This is a genomic window from Affinundibacterium flavidum, from assembly GCF_014284175.1.
Lineage (GTDB): Bacteria > Pseudomonadota > Gammaproteobacteria > Burkholderiales > Burkholderiaceae_D > Undibacterium > Undibacterium flavidum.
Window position 1 is genome coordinate 135,035 of record NZ_JACOGA010000013.1, and the last position, 17,687, is coordinate 152,721.

Consider the following 17,687-nt stretch of genomic DNA (forward strand, 5'->3'; position numbering starts at 1 on the left):
GTCGCGCTGGAATTAAGCAATGATAAATAATGGTTGACCAAATTCAACTGGTTGACCATTTTCGACCAAAATTTGCTTGATACTGCCGGAGAAATCACTCTCGATTTCGTTCAATAATTTCATCGCTTCGATAATGCACAAAGTATCGCCACTATTGACGTTTTTGCCAATATCGACAAATGGTGCAGAACCTGGGGAAGCGGCGCGGTAGAAAGTACCGACCATTGGAGATTTAACAACATGACCTTCGATAGCAGCAGGTGCTGCTGGCGCCGCCGGGGCTGCAGCGACTGGTGCCGCTGCTGGAGCTTGCATGCCGTGTTGCATTTGCATTTGTGGTTGCATCATCACCATCTGACCTTGCGGTGCTGGTGCGGATTTCACGATACGAACTTTACCTTCGCCTTCGGTTACTTCCAATTCTGAAATGTCAGATTCTGCAACGAGGTCGATGAGGGTCTTGAGTTTTCTTAAATCCATGTGAAATCTCCTGAAAAAATGAGACATTTAGTGGTGCAATTAAGCGTACTTTTGGTCACTAAAATGCTGTTATTGGAATGGACGCAATTAATATTTATATGAGTAATGTAGGTTAATTGCGTGAAGATGCGAGAATTTAAAGGTTTTTTAGTGCAAAGTCAATCGCAAAGCGATATCCATCTGTGCCTAGACCACAGATAACACCTTTTGCCATATCGGAAAGATAAGAATGATGTCGAAATGCTTCTCTTTGATGAATATTAGAGATATGCACTTCGATAAATGGGATGGAAACGCCGACTAAAGCGTCCCGCAATGCCACACTTGTATGGGTATAGCCGCCAGGATTAATCACAATCGCTTCGACTTTTTCCATCCTTGCAGCATGAATTCTGTCGATTAATGCACCTTCGTGATTACTTTGAAAGTGCAGAAATTCGCCATTTGCTGCTTTGACTTGTTGCTCTGCTGCATTTTCTATGTCGCTAAGTGTTTGTTTTCCATACACTTCTGGTTCACGGGTGCCTAATAAATTCAGATTGGGGCCGTTGATGAGCAAGATCTTGCGTGCCATAGAATTTTGATGAGTTTGCCGAAGTTGCAGGCATTTTGCCGTCAATTCCCCCTTATTGGCAAGCAAAAATCCAGTATCTTTTTATTTTTTTGTATTCAGTCTTTGAATATCGGCACGCAATTCTGGCATTTTCAGGCGCCCTGAATAGGCTTTGACCACTTTTCCCTCGGCCGAAATCAAGGCAGTGAAAGGGAGTCCCCCCGTTTTATTGCCCATGGCTTGGGATATGCTGGTGCCGTCCATGCCTGCTGCGAAAACAGGGTAGCTAATTTGATACTTTTTTGCAAAATCGGCAATGTTGCTCGGCGTGTCTATGCCTAAACCTAATAATTGAACATTGTTGGCGGCTAGGTCTTTTTGCAATTGCACGAGTTCAGGCATTTCTTCGACGCAAGGTTTGCACCAAGTTGCCCAAAAGTTCACCACAAGGAATTTTCCTTGCCATTGTTTCATTGCTTGAGGTTTTGCATTGGCGTCGTTCAGAGTGAGGCCAAACAGCTGTTGAGTCGCGCTGTCGCTTGCAGGTGCTGGTTCAAATTTCTTTGCGCCGACTGTGGCGCCCAATACGGCGAATACCAAACCAATCAAGATGGCGGAAAGTGTAAATCGTTTATTCATCATGTTGTTCATGGCTTTCTATTAATGTTTGTAGGTTGGCCAGACTGCCGCGTTCATTTTTATCGGTGTGGCGCAAGTCATCCATATCATGTACTAATAAATGCACACCTTCATTTTTGTAGATGAAACTCAAAGTTTCGAGTGCATCACCCCGTTTTCCCTGATGCTCTGAAACCTCGTAGTCTATTCCCAGATTTAATAAGAAGATCGCAACATCTTTGCTGTTATCGGTATACAGATGCAGATAAATATCAGAATGTTCGCCAGCTGTGCCATTGAAGACCGCGCCGATCACATACGGATTAAATTGGGCCAGTTCTTGCATCAACACTGCGGCAAGGCTACGTAATTGCAAAAGTCGCGCTGGCTGGCTGTCGGCAAAAAACAGGGCTTGGTATTCGCGAACTTCTTGTTCTATCTGTGCGTTATCGGGCAGGATATTGCCGTTTAACTTTTGATTGCCAAGCAGTTGTTTGACTGCGCGGCGCTTGGCTGTGCCATATTCAGCGCCTTCTTCGGCGATGAATTTTGCCGCTAGTGATGCAATTTCATCACGTATCTGGGCAACGGAGTCGCCATCATTAAAAATAAAATTCGTCATTTGCGCATCATATCGCATTCGGTTTAGTCCTGTCTGTCAGGTAGCTCAGGTAGAATTGCGGCAATTGAAAAAAATTGGTCAAATGGAATCGGATCCGCAGGAAAAACTTGCCGAGTTCATGATCACGCATCTTGGAAAGTTGGCATTATTTTATGCATATTCATATTTTAGGTATTTGCGGCACCTTTATGGGCGGGTTAGCGGTCCTGGCTAAACAGGCCGGACATCGTGTTACCGGATGTGATGCAAATGTGTATCCGCCTATGAGTACCCAGTTGGAATCTCAGGGAATACAACTAATTGAAGGCTTTGATCCGGCGCAACTCGATTTGCAGCCTGATTTATATGTGATCGGCAATGTCGTGTCGCGCGGCAATCCCCTGATGGAAGCGATTTTGAACCGCGGTTTGCCGTATGTCTCAGGACCACAATGGATAGGCGAACAACTTTTGCGCAACAAATGGGTGTTGGCGGTGGCTGGCACGCATGGCAAAACAACGACCTCATCAATGTTGGCATGGATTTTGGAATATGCGGGTTATGCACCCGGTTTCTTGATCGGTGGCGTACCTTTAAATTTTGGCATCTCGGCACGAATCTCTGGCGATACGGTTGAAGGCGTCGGCAAAAAATCGGATTTCTTCGTCATAGAAGCGGACGAATATGACACTGCGTTTTTTGATAAGCGCAGTAAGTTTGTTCACTATCACGCAAAAACGGCGATTCTGAATAATCTGGAATTTGATCACGCAGATATTTTCCCGGACGTCGCTGCGATTGAAACACAGTTTCATCATTTAGTACGCACCGTGCCAGGCATTGGCCGATTGATCGTGAATGGGAAAGAGCAGACTTTAGAACGTGTAATACAACGCGGTTGCTGGAGTGAGAAGGAATTTTTTAATGACGATAGCGCGACCGCGAATAGCGAATGGTCGCTGGTGTTAAGCGAATCGGAAGATTTTGAGGTTTATTTCAAGGCGGAACTTCAAGGGACAGTGCGCTGGAATTTGAACGGCGCGCACAATCGTTTGAATGCGTTAGCCGCCATCGCAGCCGCACGTCATGTTGGGGTCGCACCGAGCACAGCGATTGCCGCTTTGTCAGAATTTATCAATGTTAAACGTCGCATGGAAGTGCGCGGCGAAGTTGCAGGCATCAAAGTGATCGACGATTTCGCTCATCACCCGACCGCGATCGCGACGACAGTACAAGGCTTGCGTCGGACGGTCGGTACTGCGCGCATCCTGGCTGTGTTGGAACCACGCTCGAATACCATGAAAATGGGGGCGATCAAGCAAGCATTGCCAGCCAGTTTAGATGCCGCTGATTTGGTGTATGTGTATGGTGCGCAGAGCGGTAGAGACGCAATCCATTGGGACTTAAGTGATACTTTTTCAACCTTAGGGGAAAAGGCAAAAGCGCATCACGAATTGCCTGCATTGGTGGCAGATATCGTGAGCGAGGCACGCGCTGGAGATTCTATCTTGGTGATGAGTAATGGCGGTTTTGGCGGGGTGCATCAGTTATTGCTTGATGCTTTGGCGCAGAAATTTCAGGCTCGTACTTCAGCTTAAGTAAGTAAACAAAGCAGACACTAAGATGATTTTGTACTTGCATGGATTTCGCTCCTCTCCCAGCTCGTTTAAAGCACGTTTGTTGGCGCAACATTTTGCGGCTATAGGGCGCGCGGACGAATTTATTTGCCCGCAATTACCCGCGTCTCCAGCTGAAGCGATTGCACTGGCACAGCAATTGATTGATCAATATCGCGGGAATAATCTGGTCTTGATTGGTTCTTCTTTAGGTGGTTACTACGCCACTTATTTGGCCGAGCAAAATCAGTGTAGAGCAGTGTTAGTTAATCCAGCAGTCAAGCCACCGCGTGATTTAGAAAAGTATGTGGGCGTGAGTACAGCATTTCATAGCGATGCACCGTTTGAGTTTAAGCATGAATACATAGCTGAGTTGAAGCGATTTGCCATCGACAAAATTACTCAGCCTGAGCGTTATTTTTTGATCGCGGCGACAGGTGATGAAGTTTTAGATTGGCGTGAAATGGTTGCGCATTATCCGGCGGCGAAGCAGTTGGTGATACAAGGCAGCGATCATGGCCTTAGCGAGTTTGCAGAATATATCGAGTTGGTCATGGCATTTTGTGAAGCTGGAATGTGATGCTGAATAGTATGTTATCTGATCATCCCAAGCAGCTACATCGACCAGCTTTCGCGCAGTGGCATCAGCATATTAATGGCGTCCAAACTACGCCATTCATGGCAGATTGGCTGAGTAATCGTGCTTCGCTCACAGCACGTTTGATCGCGCATAGTCAACAGTTTCGGGTAGAACGCTTGTATCAAGGACGGGCGATGTGTTTGCAGGATGAGTTTGCTGAGATTGATTTGGCTAAACCGCAGCAAGTGATAGAGCGCGAAGTCTTATTGCGTTGCGATGATGTGGCGGTTGTGTATGCGCATACAGTCGTGCCGCTGAGTGCGACTGCGCATGAGTGGCCTTTGTTTGCGTCATTGGGAAATCGTTCATTGGGCACGACTTTGTTTAATGACCCTATGGTGCAACGCGGAGAATTGCAGTACGCACGCTTGAGCTGGACTCATCCATTGATGCGGCGTATAGCAGCTTGTGGATTAATTAAGTCAACAAGCCCAGCTTCTCGATATTTATTAGCACGACGATCTGTATTTAAGCGTCATGGTGCGAAGCTATTGGTAACAGAAGTATTTTTGCCGACGATACATGATCTGCGCCTGATGACGCGATCTGACTTCATTGTTTCGAGGTAGTGTCGAATTATTGTCGTAGTAGCGTCGTAGCAGTGTAGAAATGTAGATAATTTAGAAGACAGACAGAATGAATTTATTTTTTGAAGAATCAGGCGATTTCAAGGCGGGCAGTGTGTTGTCGCAAGCAGGCGAAGCCTACCAAGTCGAACTTGCTAGCGGTAAACGCACCAAGGTGAAAGCAAAAGACGTGTTATTGCAATTCACTACGCCAACGCCGCAAGATTTACTGGATCAATCCAAGCAACAGGCAGCTGACATAGACCTGGAATTTTTATGGGAAGTCGCTGGTCAGGAAGAGTTTGGTTTTGCTGAATTAGGCGCTGAATATTTTGGACATGCGCCGCAGCCAATAGAAGCGGCCAGTTTAATTTATGCCTTGCATGGCGCGCCATTTTACTTCTATAAAAAGGGGCGTGGTCGTTATAAAGCCGCTCCTGAAACTGCGTTGAAGGCGGCTTTGGCAGGTATAGAAAAGAAAAAACAACAGGCGATTATTCAAGAGGCGTATGTTGAAGAATTAAAGCAATTGCGTTTGCCTGAACAATTTCAGAGTCTGGGTTTGCAATTATTATTTAAACCTGACAAAAATAGTATCGAGTACAAAGCTTTGGTTGAAGCCTGCTCGGCATTGCAGATGAATCCGGCGCGCTTGATGTTAGCCAGTGGCGGTTTGAAGAACGCGAAAGATTTTCATCTGTCTAAATTTTTGCTCGAGCATTTTCCTAAAGGTTCTGGCTTCCCTCAAACACCATTGCCAAGCTTGCCGCAAGATTTGCCAGTGGCCGATGTACGCGCATTTTCCATTGATGACGTGACGACGACAGAGATCGATGACGCGTTTTCAATTACGCCTATTGATGCCAATACGGTCAAAGTCGGCATACACATCGCAGCACCTACTCTGGGCATACAGCGTAACGATGCGCTGGATATGATTGCGCGTAGCCGCATGTCCACGGTGTATATGCCTGGCGATAAAATTACGATGTTGCCCGACGAATTGGTAGAGATTTATACCTTGGGCGAAGGGCAGACGCGTCCAGCGGTGTCGCTGTATGTGACGGTCAATACTGATGACTGGAGCATACTCGGTAGCGAAACCAAAGTGGAAGCCATTCCTATGTCTGCTAACCTCAGACACAATGAACTCGATGCTTTCGTCACGGAAGAAAATCTCGCCAATGATGCTGGTGAGTACGCACACAAAGCCGATATCGCTCTGCTGTGGAAATGGGTGCAAGTGTTAGAAGCTGGGCGTATGGCAAAGCGCGAAAGTTTCGGTTTGAAACCAGAGCAAACTAATCGTGTCGATTTCAATTTTTATGTCGACGATGATGTGGTCAGCATCGTCCGCCGCAAGCGTGGTGCGCCACTCGATAAGATTGTTGCTGAGCTGATGATTTTGGCGAATAGCACATGGGGTAAATTGCTGGCCGATCACGGCATTCCGGGCATCTATCGCGCACAGGGTGGTGGCTCGGGTGGTTGGGCTGCCAAGATGCAAGTGCGTATGGTCACGCATGCTGCGCCACATCAAGGCCTAGGCGTCGATCAATACGCCTGGAGTACGTCTCCCTTGCGTCGTTACACCGACTTAGTGAATCAATGGCAAATCATCGCATGCGTGCAGCACGGTGTAACTGCCGCTTTGGTCGCGCCATTTAAACCAAAAGATGCTGATCTGTTTGCCATTGTCTCTGGATTTGACGCGGCTTATGCAGCCTACGGTGACTTCCAAACGAATATGGAACGCTATTGGTGTTTGCGTTGGTTGGGACAGGAAAATCGTCATCAAGTTGATGCTGTTGTATTAAAAGATGAAGTCTTGCGTTTGTTAGAAATCCCCTTGATTATTCGTCTGCCCGGTATGCCACAAATGGCACGTGGGGCTCAAGTCAGACTCGAAGTGATTCGCTGGGATGAGTTGGATCTCAGCATAGAAGTGCGTTTGCTGGAAATGCTGACGACGCTGACAGAAGAAGATTTAGAAGACGCGCCGGAAGATGAGGGTGAGATCTCTGCTGACCTTGATGCTCCTGACGTTAATGCTGCAGATGCATCGGCAGAAACAATCGAGACAGTTATTGAAGGCGCAGAAAGCTTGCCTTTGCAAGAGTCGAATTCGGTCGCTGAAGTTGCGGAAAATGTTGATCCAGAATCGGACGCCGTCGCCTAAAGTCGAATAAAAAAATGCAGCATGGGATTTGATTTGTGAAAATAATTCTCGATAATTTAATTTTGAGCGCAGCCGTGATTGTGTCGGTGCTCTTTCACACCATTGTGTTGATGGTGCATTTTGTCATGCCGAAAGCCGAACCCGTCGCGGCGGAAGATCCAGGCTTGGAAATTATTTTGGTGAATGCCAAACATGCCAAACGCCCCATGCAAGCGCAAGCATTGGCGCAAGTCAATTTGGATGGTGGTGGTGCGAATGACGAAGGGCGTGCTAAATCACCGTTGCCAGATATGCGCAAAACGGAAGATGGTGATAGCGTCTTAGTCGCCCAAAGGAAAATTCAAGAATTGGAAGAACGTCAGCGTCAATTGATTGATCAAGTGCGCAATGAAACGCGTTTTAAATCTCAACGCATACTCGACAAAAAACAGCTGGAAGATAATCAACAAGCTGAAAATGGACGTGATCAGGTTGACAGTAATAAAGCATTGGCGCGCTCTATTGCTGAAATTTCACAAGCGATAGAAGATCAAAACAAGCGTCCACGCAAAACCTTTTTATCGCCGAGCACGCAAGCGGTGGGTCACGCGATTTACTACAAATCTTTACAGAAAAAAGTGGAAGAGGTCGGCACAATTAATTTTCCGCAAGTGAATGGGAAAAAATTGTACGGCGAAGTGATTATCTATATTCCGATTTTTCAAGATGGCACGATTTATGAAAAAGGCGGTGGTCCGAAAATTGAAAAAACCTCGGGGAACCCAGCATTAGATAACGCCGCTTTGAAAATTATTCGCAAGGCCGCGCCTTTCGGTAATTTTCCACCGAATATGCGGTCAAAAGACAAAGACGATATTTGGATCGTGATCACACGTTTTAAATTTACGCGAGAACAGCAATTGGAAACAGAGATGCGAGGAGATCGGCAATGAGTGATTTGATTGCGAATAACTTGGATCATTATTGCGTTTTCGGAAATCCTGTCCATCACAGTAAATCGCCTGTGATTCATGCCATGTTTGCACAACAAACCGGGCAAAACATCGACTATCACACTCGACTAGCACCGCTTGATGGCTTCGTTGAAGCGGTGCGGACATTTATCGCTGAGGGTGGACAAGGAGCGAATGTAACTGTTCCTTTTAAATTAGAAGCCTTTGCATTGGCTCATCAATTAAGTGAACGAGCGAGCATGGCTGGAGCGGTCAATACTTTGCATTTTGTGGACGGAAAAATTATTGCGGATAACACCGATGGTGTTGGTTTGGTGCGCGATATTACCTGTAATGCCGCAACGCCGATTCGTGACAAACGCGTGTTGTTACTCGGCGCTGGTGGCGCGGCACGTGGCGCTTTATTGCCCTTGTTGCAGGAACTGCCTGCGGTGTTGACGATTGCTAATCGCACTTTATCAAAAGCGCAGGAATTACAAAAATTAGCGCAGACTTTCACTTCTTGCGAAGTCGATGCCGTGACTTGGCAGCAGTTAGAAGAGGAGTCGACGCAGAGTTTTGATGTCATTATTAACGCGACTTCTGCCAGTTTGCAGAGCGAGGTTCCACCGATTCCCGCACATGTTTTTGGCCCTGAAAGTTTAGCCTATGACATGATGTATGGCGATACGGTCACGAGTTTCAATCAATATGCGCAGCAATGTGGCGCCAAGACCCGAGATGGTTTGGGAATGTTAATTGAGCAGGCGGCGGAAGCCTTTTTTATCTGGCGTGGTGTGCGACCAAATACGGCTGAAGTGTTGGCGCATTTTCAAAAAAAAGGGAGCGCTTGAGGATGAGATTGAAGCGTATTTTATTTTGGTTGATTGTCTTACCATTAGGACTTTTTTTACTGCTGCAATTGTATTTTTTGCTGCAGATAGTTTGGTGGCGTAGTTTTAATCCTGAATCCACCAGTTTCATGCGACAACAAGAGGCCGTCTTGCAGGAGAAAGATCCGAAATTTGTATTGAAACACCAGTGGGTCAATTATTCGAAAATTTCAAAAAATCTGAAGCGTGCGGTGATTGCCTCTGAAGATGATGGTTTCTCAGAGCATGATGGTGTGGATTGGGAGGCAATGCAAAAGGCCTTTGAGAAAAATAAGAAAAAAGGCAAAGTCGTGTCGGGCGGTTCGACTATTACTCAGCAGTTGGCGAAGAATTTATTTTTATCTGGTGAGCGTAGTTATTATCGCAAAGGGCAAGAGCTGATCATTACGTATATGTTAGAGATGTGCATGGACAAAGAGCGCATTTTTGAAATTTACTTGAATTCGGTGGAGTGGGGCATAGGTATTTTTGGCGCGGAAGCCGCGGCGCGACATTATTACGGCATCAGCGCTGCCGCTTTATCGCCGATGCAAGCCGCTCGTTTGGCGGTGATGCTACCCAAGCCAAGGTATTATGATAAAAATACTGGCTCAGGCTATTTGCAAAAGCGCAGTGAAATTATTTTACGTCGCATGAACTCTTCCGAGTTACCGTAGCGATTAAGGATTGAACATGATCAATGTATTCGTATTGCACAATGGACGTTTGAGTCAAATCCATATTGAAAGCCGCGAAGATTTAGAAAACACTCTGCCAGTGTGGGTGGATTTGACCGATCCTAACGAAGAAGAGCGTGAATGGGTTAAAGGGATTTATGGCGTGACCCTACCAGGTGAAGATGAAGTCAAAGACATTGAAGCATCGGCGCGGTATTACGAGGCGGATAACGGTGACTTGCATTTACGGACCGATTTTCTGATTGATGATGACGATGATGACGAGCCAGCACGCACCGTGACCGTGGCGTTTATTTTAGCCCGTGAGATTTTGTTTTCGGTGCATACCGTGGATTTGCCGGTATTTCGCTTGGTCAGAATGCGGGCACGCTCTCGTCCGGGTTCGATTGCCGATTACAAAGATGTGCTTATGGATTTGTACGCGACCGACGCTGAGTATTCTGCGGATGCCTTGGAGGGCATTTATCAGAATCTGGAAGAGGTTAGTCGTGCAGTTTTGCAGAAAGACTTTTCAGATCAGGACGCGGCGGTGGCTTTGAATGCGATTGCGCAAGAGGAAGATTTGAATGGTCGTATTCGCCGTAACATGATGGATACGCGGCGTGCGGTCAGTTTCTTAATGCGCGGCAGATTACTCAATGCTGAGCAGTTTGAAGAAGCGCGCCAGATTTTGCGCGATATTGAATCGCTTGACGGTCATACGTCCTTTCTGTTCGATAAGATCAACTTCTTGATGGACGCGACTGTCGGTTTTATTAATATTAACCAGAATAAGATTATTAAGATATTCTCGGTGGCATCGGTCGCCTTTTTGCCGCCAACTTTGATCGCCAGTATTTATGGGATGAATTTTAAGGTGTGGTTCCCTGAATTGGAGTGGAGCTTTGGTTATCCATTTGCCTTGGGATTGATGGTGGTCTCTGCCATTACGCCGTTCTGGTATTTTAAACATCGCGGATGGCTGAAATAAACTAAGTTGGAGCGAATTTTGGTATCGGTTTGTTAAGAATTGTAAATATCAAACTCTTGATAGTAATATTCCTTTCGAGAAAATTATTGCTATTGTAAAATCAACCAGATCAAATATTCCGGTAGCTCGAGTTGGGCTGCTGAAAATGAACTGAATTGCTCTATTTGATGTCTTTGATATGTTAAGTGAACGCTCAAAGATTTCTGAAGGGCCTTAACTATTCTTGCATTGTCCACGATGGCGGCCAACGAATGACTCAGCACGACAGCGTAACTTCAAAATCAGAAAAAGCACCTAGTGGCATCGGTTTTGGCTCGGGAATTCGAGAAGATCTCTTGCATCGCGATCCCTTGCTTGATTGCCTCGTAGAGCTGACCAGAATTCATGGCAGACCGAGTACCCGTGCGGCATTGACTGCTGGTTTGCCATTGCCTGCCGCTGGACTTACTCCCTCCCTATTTGCCAGGGCTGCTGCTCATGCGGGGTTTTCTGCCAAAGTAGTTCGTCGCGACTTGCTCAAAATAGACGCAGCATTGATGCCAGTAATTTTGTTATTGAAGAATAACGAAGCTTGTTTATTGCAAAGTTGGAGTAGTGATGGAACTCGGGCGCAGTTGTTGATGCCCGATTCTGGTCAAGGCGCAGTAAGTATGAGCGTAGAGGAATTGACTGAACGCTATACCGGCGTCGCTATTTTTTCTCGACCACATTTTCGCTTCGATCGTCGTACCCCACCGCTGGTGGTCGTACCGCAACGCCATTGGTTCTGGGGGGCAGTGTTAGAACAGAGCCCCATCTTCAAAGATATTTTGGCTGCTGCTCTATTAATTAATTTGTTTGCACTGGCAATGCCTTTGTTCACGATGAATGTCTATGATCGCGTGGTGCCGAATTTTGCGATTCAGACTTTATGGGTGTTTGGCGGCGGTATCACTATAGTCTTGCTACTTGATTATGGGGTCCGAGTCTTACGTGGACATTTCATTAATCTGGTGAGTAATCGCATCGATCTGAAATTATCTGGTTTGATTATGGAACGGGTGTTGGGCATGCGTATGTCCGAACGCCCTGCATCGGTTGGTGCATTCGCGTCGAATTTACGTTCTTTTGAAACGGTGCGAGATTTCATTGCATCGGCGACCGTGACCGCCTTGATTGACTTGCCATTCGCTATTTTGTTTTTGTTCGCCTTAGTGTGGATTGCCTGGCCAATTGCACTCCTGCCTATTATTGGGATCATCTTGGTGGTGATCTACAGCTATATGGTCCAGCACAAAATGCGAGAATTGTCTGAGACAACCTTCCGCGCAGCTGCTTTGCGTAATTCAACTTTAGTCGAAAGTTTGACCGCGTTGGAAACCATTAAGGCGCATGGTGCAGAAAGCCAGATGCAAGCCAAGTGGGAAAAAACCACGGCGTTTCTGGCGAAAGTGAATTCTGAATTGAAGCTACTGTCATCGTCTAGTATCAATGGCGCATCGACAATTCAACAATTGGTGAATGTGGCAGTAGTGATCGCTGGCGTGTATTTGATCCAAGAAAAAATGATGTCTATGGGCGGATTGATCGCTTCCACCATGTTGGCTGGGCGTGCGATGGCACCAGTATCGCAAGTGGTCGGTTTGATGTTGCAATTTGAAGGCGCGAAAAATTCTTTGGCATCGCTAGAAAAAATTATGGCAACGCCAACCGAGCGTAGTGACGAAACAGCTTTTGTGCACAGACCAGAAATTAAGGGGCAGATTGAGTTTCGTAATGTGCATTTCAGTTACCCGGGGCGTAAGGAAGAAGCCTTACGTGGCATTAGCTTTAAGATTTCTCAAGGTGAACACGTCGTCATTATCGGTCGTATAGGTTCAGGAAAAACGACCTTAGAAAAACTGATTTTGGGTTTGTATGCGCCAACCAAAGGTGCAGTGTTGTTGGATGATGTGGATTTGCGCCAGCTTGATCCGGCGGATTTGCGCCGTAACCTTGGCTATGTTGAGCAAGATTCCATGCTGTTTTATGGCACTTTGCGCGAAAATATTACAATTCGTGCCCCATATGCCGACGATAGAGCGGTTGTTGCGGCGGCCGAGTTGGCAGGTTTGACAGAGTTTGTGAATAGTCATCCTGAAGGCTTTGATATGCAAATCAGTGAGCGTGGCGAATCGATTTCAGGCGGCCAGCGCCAAAGTATTGCGATTGCCCGCGCTGCGCTTTTAGATCCGCCAGTATTGTTATTGGATGAGCCTACCAGTGCAATGGATTATCCTTCTGAAGCACAATTTAAAGACAGGATTGGTCGTTATGGTAAGCATAAGACCATGATTATCGTGACGCATCGCCCCAGCTTAATGGACCTGGCGAGCCGTATCATCGTCGTCGATCATGGCATGATAGTCGCTGATGGTCCACGTGATCAGGTCATGCATGCCTTGCAGACCGGACAAATAGGAAGAGCCAAATTATGAAATTCTGGCAGCGTTTTGGCTTGGGTTTGGTCTCGCTTCTTGAGAAACTGCGTTTGCGTCTGGGTATGACACCAGGGCGTTGGTTGCAGCGTTGGCAAGATGACGTCAGTTTGCCTGAATCCGATTTTATGCTCGATGCAGATAGCATCATTGCGCAGCAAGAACCTTTGCGTGCGCGGGTATTGCTTCACGCTGTATTGATATTTTGCGTCTTGTTCATTGTATGGGCGGCATTTGTCCATGTCGATGAAATTACCAAAGGCGAAGGCAAAGTCATCCCCTCTCAGCAGTTGCAGGTTTATCCAAGTTTGGACGGTGGGATTGTGACCGATATTCTGGTAAAAGAAGGTCAGGTCGTGAATGAAGGGCAAATTCTGCTGCAGATTGATCCGACTCGCTTTGAATCATCGGTGAATGAAAATCGTGCCCTATATTTGTCATTAACAGCAAAAGCCGCTCGCTTGCGCGCGATTGGCGAAGGCAAGGCTTTTGTGCCTCCGCCAGAAGTGGTTACCGAAGACCCTAAAACCGCGCAAGAAGAGCAAAAATTGTATGAAACGGCGACCTCTGAATTGAACGCACAGGTGTCTATCGCCAGACAGCAATATGAACAGCGTAGTCAAGAACAGGCTGAGGCAATTGCTCGCCAGAAGCAAGCATCGAACGCTTATGAGTCGAGTTTAAAAGAGCTGACTGTGACCCGGCCATTATTGAGCACGGGGGCGGTGTCTGAAGTCGAGCTCTTAAGATTGGAGCGCGATGTTTCGCGATTTAAAGGTGAGCGTGATGTCGCTACCGCGCAAATCGCACGTTCTGGCGCAGCGATGAACGAAGCTAGTCGAAAAATTCAAGAAGTTGAATTAGCGGTGCGAAATAATGCAAGTAAGGAATTATCTGAAACCATGTCACGCTTAAATTCATTAATACAGAGCGGCACGGGACTGGCAGATAAAGTCAAACAAACGGCGATACGTTCGCAAGTGCGTGGCACCGTTAAACGATTATTGGTCAACACCGTTGGGGGCGTGGTGCAACCGGGGCGCGATGTTGTGGAAGTAGTGCCTAGCGATGGTAAATTAATTTTGGAAGCCAAGGTCGCGCCAAAAGACATTGCATTTTTAGTGCCGGGTCAAAAAGCAGTCGTGAAATTCACGGCATATGATTTTGCTACCTATGGCGGATTGGAAGCGAAACTTGAGCATATTGGTGCCGATTCGGTAACCGATGAAAGAGGTAATACCTTCTACACGGTGCGCGTCGCAACGAATAAAGCAACCTTGGAAGGTGGACAGCCAATCATTCCGGGTATGGTGGCAGAAGTCGATATTATTACTGGCAAAAAGACGATACTTTCCTATATGTTAAAACCTGTTTTGCGTGCCAAGCAAGCCGCGTTTACTGAGCGCTAGGTGATGAAATTGTTTGATCAAAATTGCCTCACTCTGCATTTATTTTGCTCTGAATCGATGGATTTGCCCATCTCTTTAAAGCAAGCATTTCCTTTGGCTCGAACGATTACATTGCCAGAGCTGTCGACCTCGCACGAGTTGTGGAATAACTCTAAAGCTTTAGTGTGGTTACATCTGCATGAAAAGCAAACTATCGCCCAGCAGGTGTTGGCGTTGAAAGCTGTCGCGCCACAAGCGTTAGTCGTTGTCATGAGTGATATGCCGAATGACATGGAGGCTTTGGCAGCATTCTCTATGATGGCAAAAGCGTATAGCAATACGCATGCAGGAGCAGAAGTTTTACTGAATATTGCGAGCGTCGTTGAGCAAGGGGGGATTTGGATAGGCGAATCCATCATGCAAAAATTATTAGGTAATGGCGCGCCGGAACAGCAAAAATTAGAAAAAGCTTTGGGGAAATGGTCAAACTTGTTGACTAGCCGTGAGCTTGAAGTAGCCAAAGCGATCGCCATAGGTTTAAGTAATAAAGAAATTGCCACAAAAATGAGCATCACCGAGCGTACCGTAAAGGCGCATGTCGGTGCTGTTTTGGATAAATTGCAACTAAAAAATCGCCTGCAGCTAGCCTTACTTGTAAAAGATAGTTAAAGATCGTTAAAAGCATGTTTTCTAGTACCTAGGTACAATTATCCTGGGGAAATAGATTTGTTAGAGTCTGGATATTCACATTATCCGTCCGGAGACTCGCAATGGCAAATTCGACAAATATTATTGGCAAAGTAGTTGCACTTCAAGGTCAAGCTATCATTAAGTCTCCTGATGGCAAGCAACATCAATTGAAAGTCGGCGATGTCGTCTATGAAAAGGACGTGATTATCGCAGCGCCCGGTGCGCAGGTTGAACTGGCTTTTGATTCCGGTCATAACTATCTGGTTCGCCAAAATGAAACGGTCACGCTCGACTCCACTGTCTTTGCGCCAGGTCAATCTGAAATCGCTAGCGCTGCACTTCTGCCGGCGGACGCATCCCCGCAAAGCGTTACCAACGCCGTCATAGGCGAAAATAGTCTCGATAAATTGCTCGAAGAAACTGCCGCTGGTTTAGGTGGTGGCGATGTCGGTGATGGTAATGGTTTTGTCCGCGTTGAACGTATCGCCGAAAATGTGACGCCGATTTCCGCGAATACCGAGGTGAATACCGAAGCTCATACGCTGGCGCCAACGCCAGCCAACTCTGCACAACAAACTGGCTCTACAGAAGTACTCTCAGTCACCGCCGCATCTGGCCGTGAAGGTGGTACGCAAGAGTTTGTGGTGAGTTTGAGTGGCAATAATTTAGCGCCTGCAGCTCTTAACTTAAGTCTGTTGTCTGGTTCTGCCGTCGTCGGTACTGATATTTCTACGCAGTTGGTCTCGGTCGATGGTGGACAAACATTTACACCGTTGAGCGATAGTGTTTTGGTTCCTGCTGGCGTGACTAGTGTGATTGTTCGTGTTGTTGCAGTGAATGATGGGGTGATTGAAGGGACTGAGTCCTTCTCTTTATCTGCCAGCACATCGACAAATACTTCCAATGTCATAGCGCAAGGTACGATTTTGGATGGTGCTGTGCCGTCAATTAGTATTAACGGCCCTGTTAGTGTCAATGAAGCTGCTGGTACGGTTAGCTTTACAGTTGTTTTAAGCGAAGCTAGTCCCGCTTCTGTTCTCGTGAATTTTGATACTGCCAACGGTTCTGCTGTTGCTGGTAGTGACTTTACTGCGACTAGTGGCAGTGTGACATTCGCACCTGGAGAAACCAGTAAAACGATTACGGTGAGTATTGCTAATGATCGTATATTCGAAGGTAGTGAAATTTTTCAGGTGAATTTATCAACGCCGACTAATGCTACTTTGGGTACTAGCAGTGCCTCTATCGCGATTCGTGATGACGGCACTGGGACTGGTGGCGTCGATGACGACCGATTGGTTGTGGCCAGTGTTTCCAGTGCTAGTGCTGGCGAAGGTCAGAGCCTGGTTTTCACTGTTAATTTAAGTGGTGTCAGTACTTCTGCAACGCCAGTTGCGGTTGCTTTTTCTTCAAACACTGCAACACTGGGAACAGATACCGGAGCGCAAGAATTTTCTATTGATAGCGGTGTGACTTGGACGACTCTTGGTGCCAATGTGAGTGTGCCAGCGGGAGTTAGTACATTTCTGGTGCGTGTAGCGACTACTACTGATGGTCTATTAGAGGGCAATGAGACGATCAATTTGTCGGCAAGCACTCCACAAAATGCTAGTCCGGTTGTCGGGCTCGGCACTATTGTTGATGCTGCAGTTCCGACGGTGAGTATTAGTGGCCCGGCTGAAGTGAATGAATCCAATGGCACCGTCACTTATACGATCACGCTGAGTACTGCCAGTGTTGCGCCAATTAGCGTCAACTATGGCACTGCAAACGGTACTGCAATATCTGGCACGGATTTCCTCGCATCCAATGGAAGTGTCAGTTTTGCGCCAGGTGAAACGAGCAAAACAGTGACTGTCGCGATTAATAGTGACAGTGTTTTTGAAGGTCGTGAGAATTTCCAAATTAATCTTTCATCCCCGACAAATGCAACTTTGGGTAGTAGTAGTGTAACGACAGTTATTCAAGATCAAGCTTTAACTGTGGTCGGCGTTTCTAGTCCTACGGCTGGTGAAGGTGAGAGCTTGGTTTTCACTGTGAGTTTAAGCGGCACCAGCACAACAGCGACAACAGTCAATGTCACCCCATCTTCTGGTTCTGCAGTACTAGGAACCGATACGGGCGTACAACAAGTTTCCACCGATGGCGGTGTGACCTGGAATACTTTAGGCAGCAGCGTAGTCGTACCAGCGGGAGCCAATGGCTTCCAGGTGCGTATCGCCACCACCAATGACGGCGTGGTGGAAGGATCTGAAACGATCACTTTATCGGCAGCGACAGCACAAAATAGTGCAGCGATAGTCGGCACAGGCACGATCACGGACGGCGCAGTACCAACGATTAGTATTAGCGGTCCAGGCGACGTCAATGAAGCAGCTGGAACGGTGACGTATACCGTGACCTTAAGCAGCGCCAATGCAGCACCGGT

At 46.9% G+C, this 17,687-nt stretch carries 16 protein-coding genes; 12 read left to right on the forward strand and 4 right to left on the reverse strand.

Features of this window, described 5'->3' with window-relative positions; translation table 11 throughout:
- Positions 1-12: 12 nt before the first annotated feature.
- The 4 genes from accB to H8K55_RS14785 form a co-directional block, all read right to left on the reverse strand.
- Positions 13-480: an acetyl-CoA carboxylase biotin carboxyl carrier protein gene (accB, locus tag H8K55_RS14770; protein ID WP_186942827.1), complete on the reverse strand. Its 468-nt coding sequence runs from the start codon at positions 478-480 to the stop codon at positions 13-15.
- A gap of 136 nt (positions 481-616) precedes the next feature.
- The gene (gene aroQ, locus H8K55_RS14775; protein ID WP_186942828.1) at positions 617-1,054 is read right to left on the reverse strand and encodes a type II 3-dehydroquinate dehydratase; all 438 of its coding nucleotides are present in this window, start codon (positions 1,052-1,054) and stop codon (positions 617-619) included.
- A gap of 81 nt (positions 1,055-1,135) precedes the next feature.
- Complete coding sequence (locus tag H8K55_RS14780) at positions 1,136-1,675, reverse strand: TlpA family protein disulfide reductase (protein ID WP_230408639.1); 540 nt, start codon at positions 1,673-1,675, stop codon at positions 1,136-1,138.
- On the reverse strand, positions 1,665-2,273 hold the full coding sequence (locus H8K55_RS14785; protein WP_186942830.1) for a hypothetical protein: 609 nt from the start codon (positions 2,271-2,273) through the stop codon (positions 1,665-1,667). The genes H8K55_RS14780 and H8K55_RS14785 overlap by 11 nt, the downstream gene beginning before the upstream one ends.
- Positions 2,274-2,425: 152 nt before the next feature.
- Here H8K55_RS14785 and mpl point away from each other — a divergent pair, with 152 nt between their 5' ends.
- The 12 genes from mpl to H8K55_RS14845 all read left to right on the forward strand — a co-directional run.
- Complete coding sequence (mpl, locus tag H8K55_RS14790) at positions 2,426-3,850, forward strand: UDP-N-acetylmuramate:L-alanyl-gamma-D-glutamyl-meso-diaminopimelate ligase (RefSeq protein WP_186942831.1); 1,425 nt, start codon at positions 2,426-2,428, stop codon at positions 3,848-3,850.
- 25 nt (positions 3,851-3,875) lie between these two features.
- A complete protein-coding gene (locus H8K55_RS14795) occupies positions 3,876-4,448 on the forward strand; it encodes a YqiA/YcfP family alpha/beta fold hydrolase (RefSeq protein WP_186942832.1) in 573 nt (190 codons plus the stop codon).
- Entirely contained in the window at positions 4,448-5,077 is a 630-nt protein-coding gene (locus H8K55_RS14800) for a chorismate--pyruvate lyase family protein (protein ID WP_230408640.1), read from the forward strand. The genes H8K55_RS14795 and H8K55_RS14800 overlap by 1 nt, the downstream gene beginning before the upstream one ends.
- A 67-nt stretch (positions 5,078-5,144) precedes the next feature.
- Positions 5,145-7,253: an RNB domain-containing ribonuclease gene (locus H8K55_RS14805; protein WP_186942833.1), complete on the forward strand. Its 2,109-nt coding sequence runs from the start codon at positions 5,145-5,147 to the stop codon at positions 7,251-7,253.
- A gap of 35 nt (positions 7,254-7,288) precedes the next feature.
- The gene (locus H8K55_RS14810; RefSeq protein ID WP_329605048.1) at positions 7,289-8,185 is read left to right on the forward strand and encodes a TonB family protein; all 897 of its coding nucleotides are present in this window, start codon (positions 7,289-7,291) and stop codon (positions 8,183-8,185) included.
- 20 nt (positions 8,186-8,205) lie between these two features.
- Positions 8,206-9,039, forward strand: coding sequence for a shikimate dehydrogenase (gene aroE, locus H8K55_RS14815; protein ID WP_186942858.1), 834 nt, complete (start codon positions 8,206-8,208; stop codon positions 9,037-9,039).
- A gap of 2 nt (positions 9,040-9,041) precedes the next feature.
- A complete protein-coding gene (gene mtgA / locus H8K55_RS14820) occupies positions 9,042-9,734 on the forward strand; it encodes a monofunctional biosynthetic peptidoglycan transglycosylase (protein WP_186942834.1) in 693 nt (230 codons plus the stop codon).
- 16 nt (positions 9,735-9,750) lie between these two features.
- A complete protein-coding gene (gene corA / locus H8K55_RS14825) occupies positions 9,751-10,725 on the forward strand; it encodes a magnesium/cobalt transporter CorA (RefSeq protein WP_186942835.1) in 975 nt (324 codons plus the stop codon).
- Positions 10,726-10,976: 251 nt separating this feature from the next.
- Entirely contained in the window at positions 10,977-13,181 is a 2,205-nt protein-coding gene (locus H8K55_RS14830; RefSeq protein WP_186942836.1) for a type I secretion system permease/ATPase, read from the forward strand.
- On the forward strand, positions 13,178-14,590 hold the full coding sequence (locus H8K55_RS14835; protein ID WP_186942837.1) for an HlyD family type I secretion periplasmic adaptor subunit: 1,413 nt from the start codon (positions 13,178-13,180) through the stop codon (positions 14,588-14,590). The genes H8K55_RS14830 and H8K55_RS14835 overlap by 4 nt, the downstream gene beginning before the upstream one ends.
- Positions 14,591-14,647: 57 nt before the next feature.
- Complete coding sequence (locus H8K55_RS14840) at positions 14,648-15,238, forward strand: response regulator transcription factor (protein ID WP_186942838.1); 591 nt, start codon at positions 14,648-14,650, stop codon at positions 15,236-15,238.
- A gap of 101 nt (positions 15,239-15,339) precedes the next feature.
- The coding region (locus H8K55_RS14845) for a retention module-containing protein (RefSeq protein WP_186942839.1) at positions 15,340-17,687 on the forward strand (2,348 nt) is incomplete at its 3' end.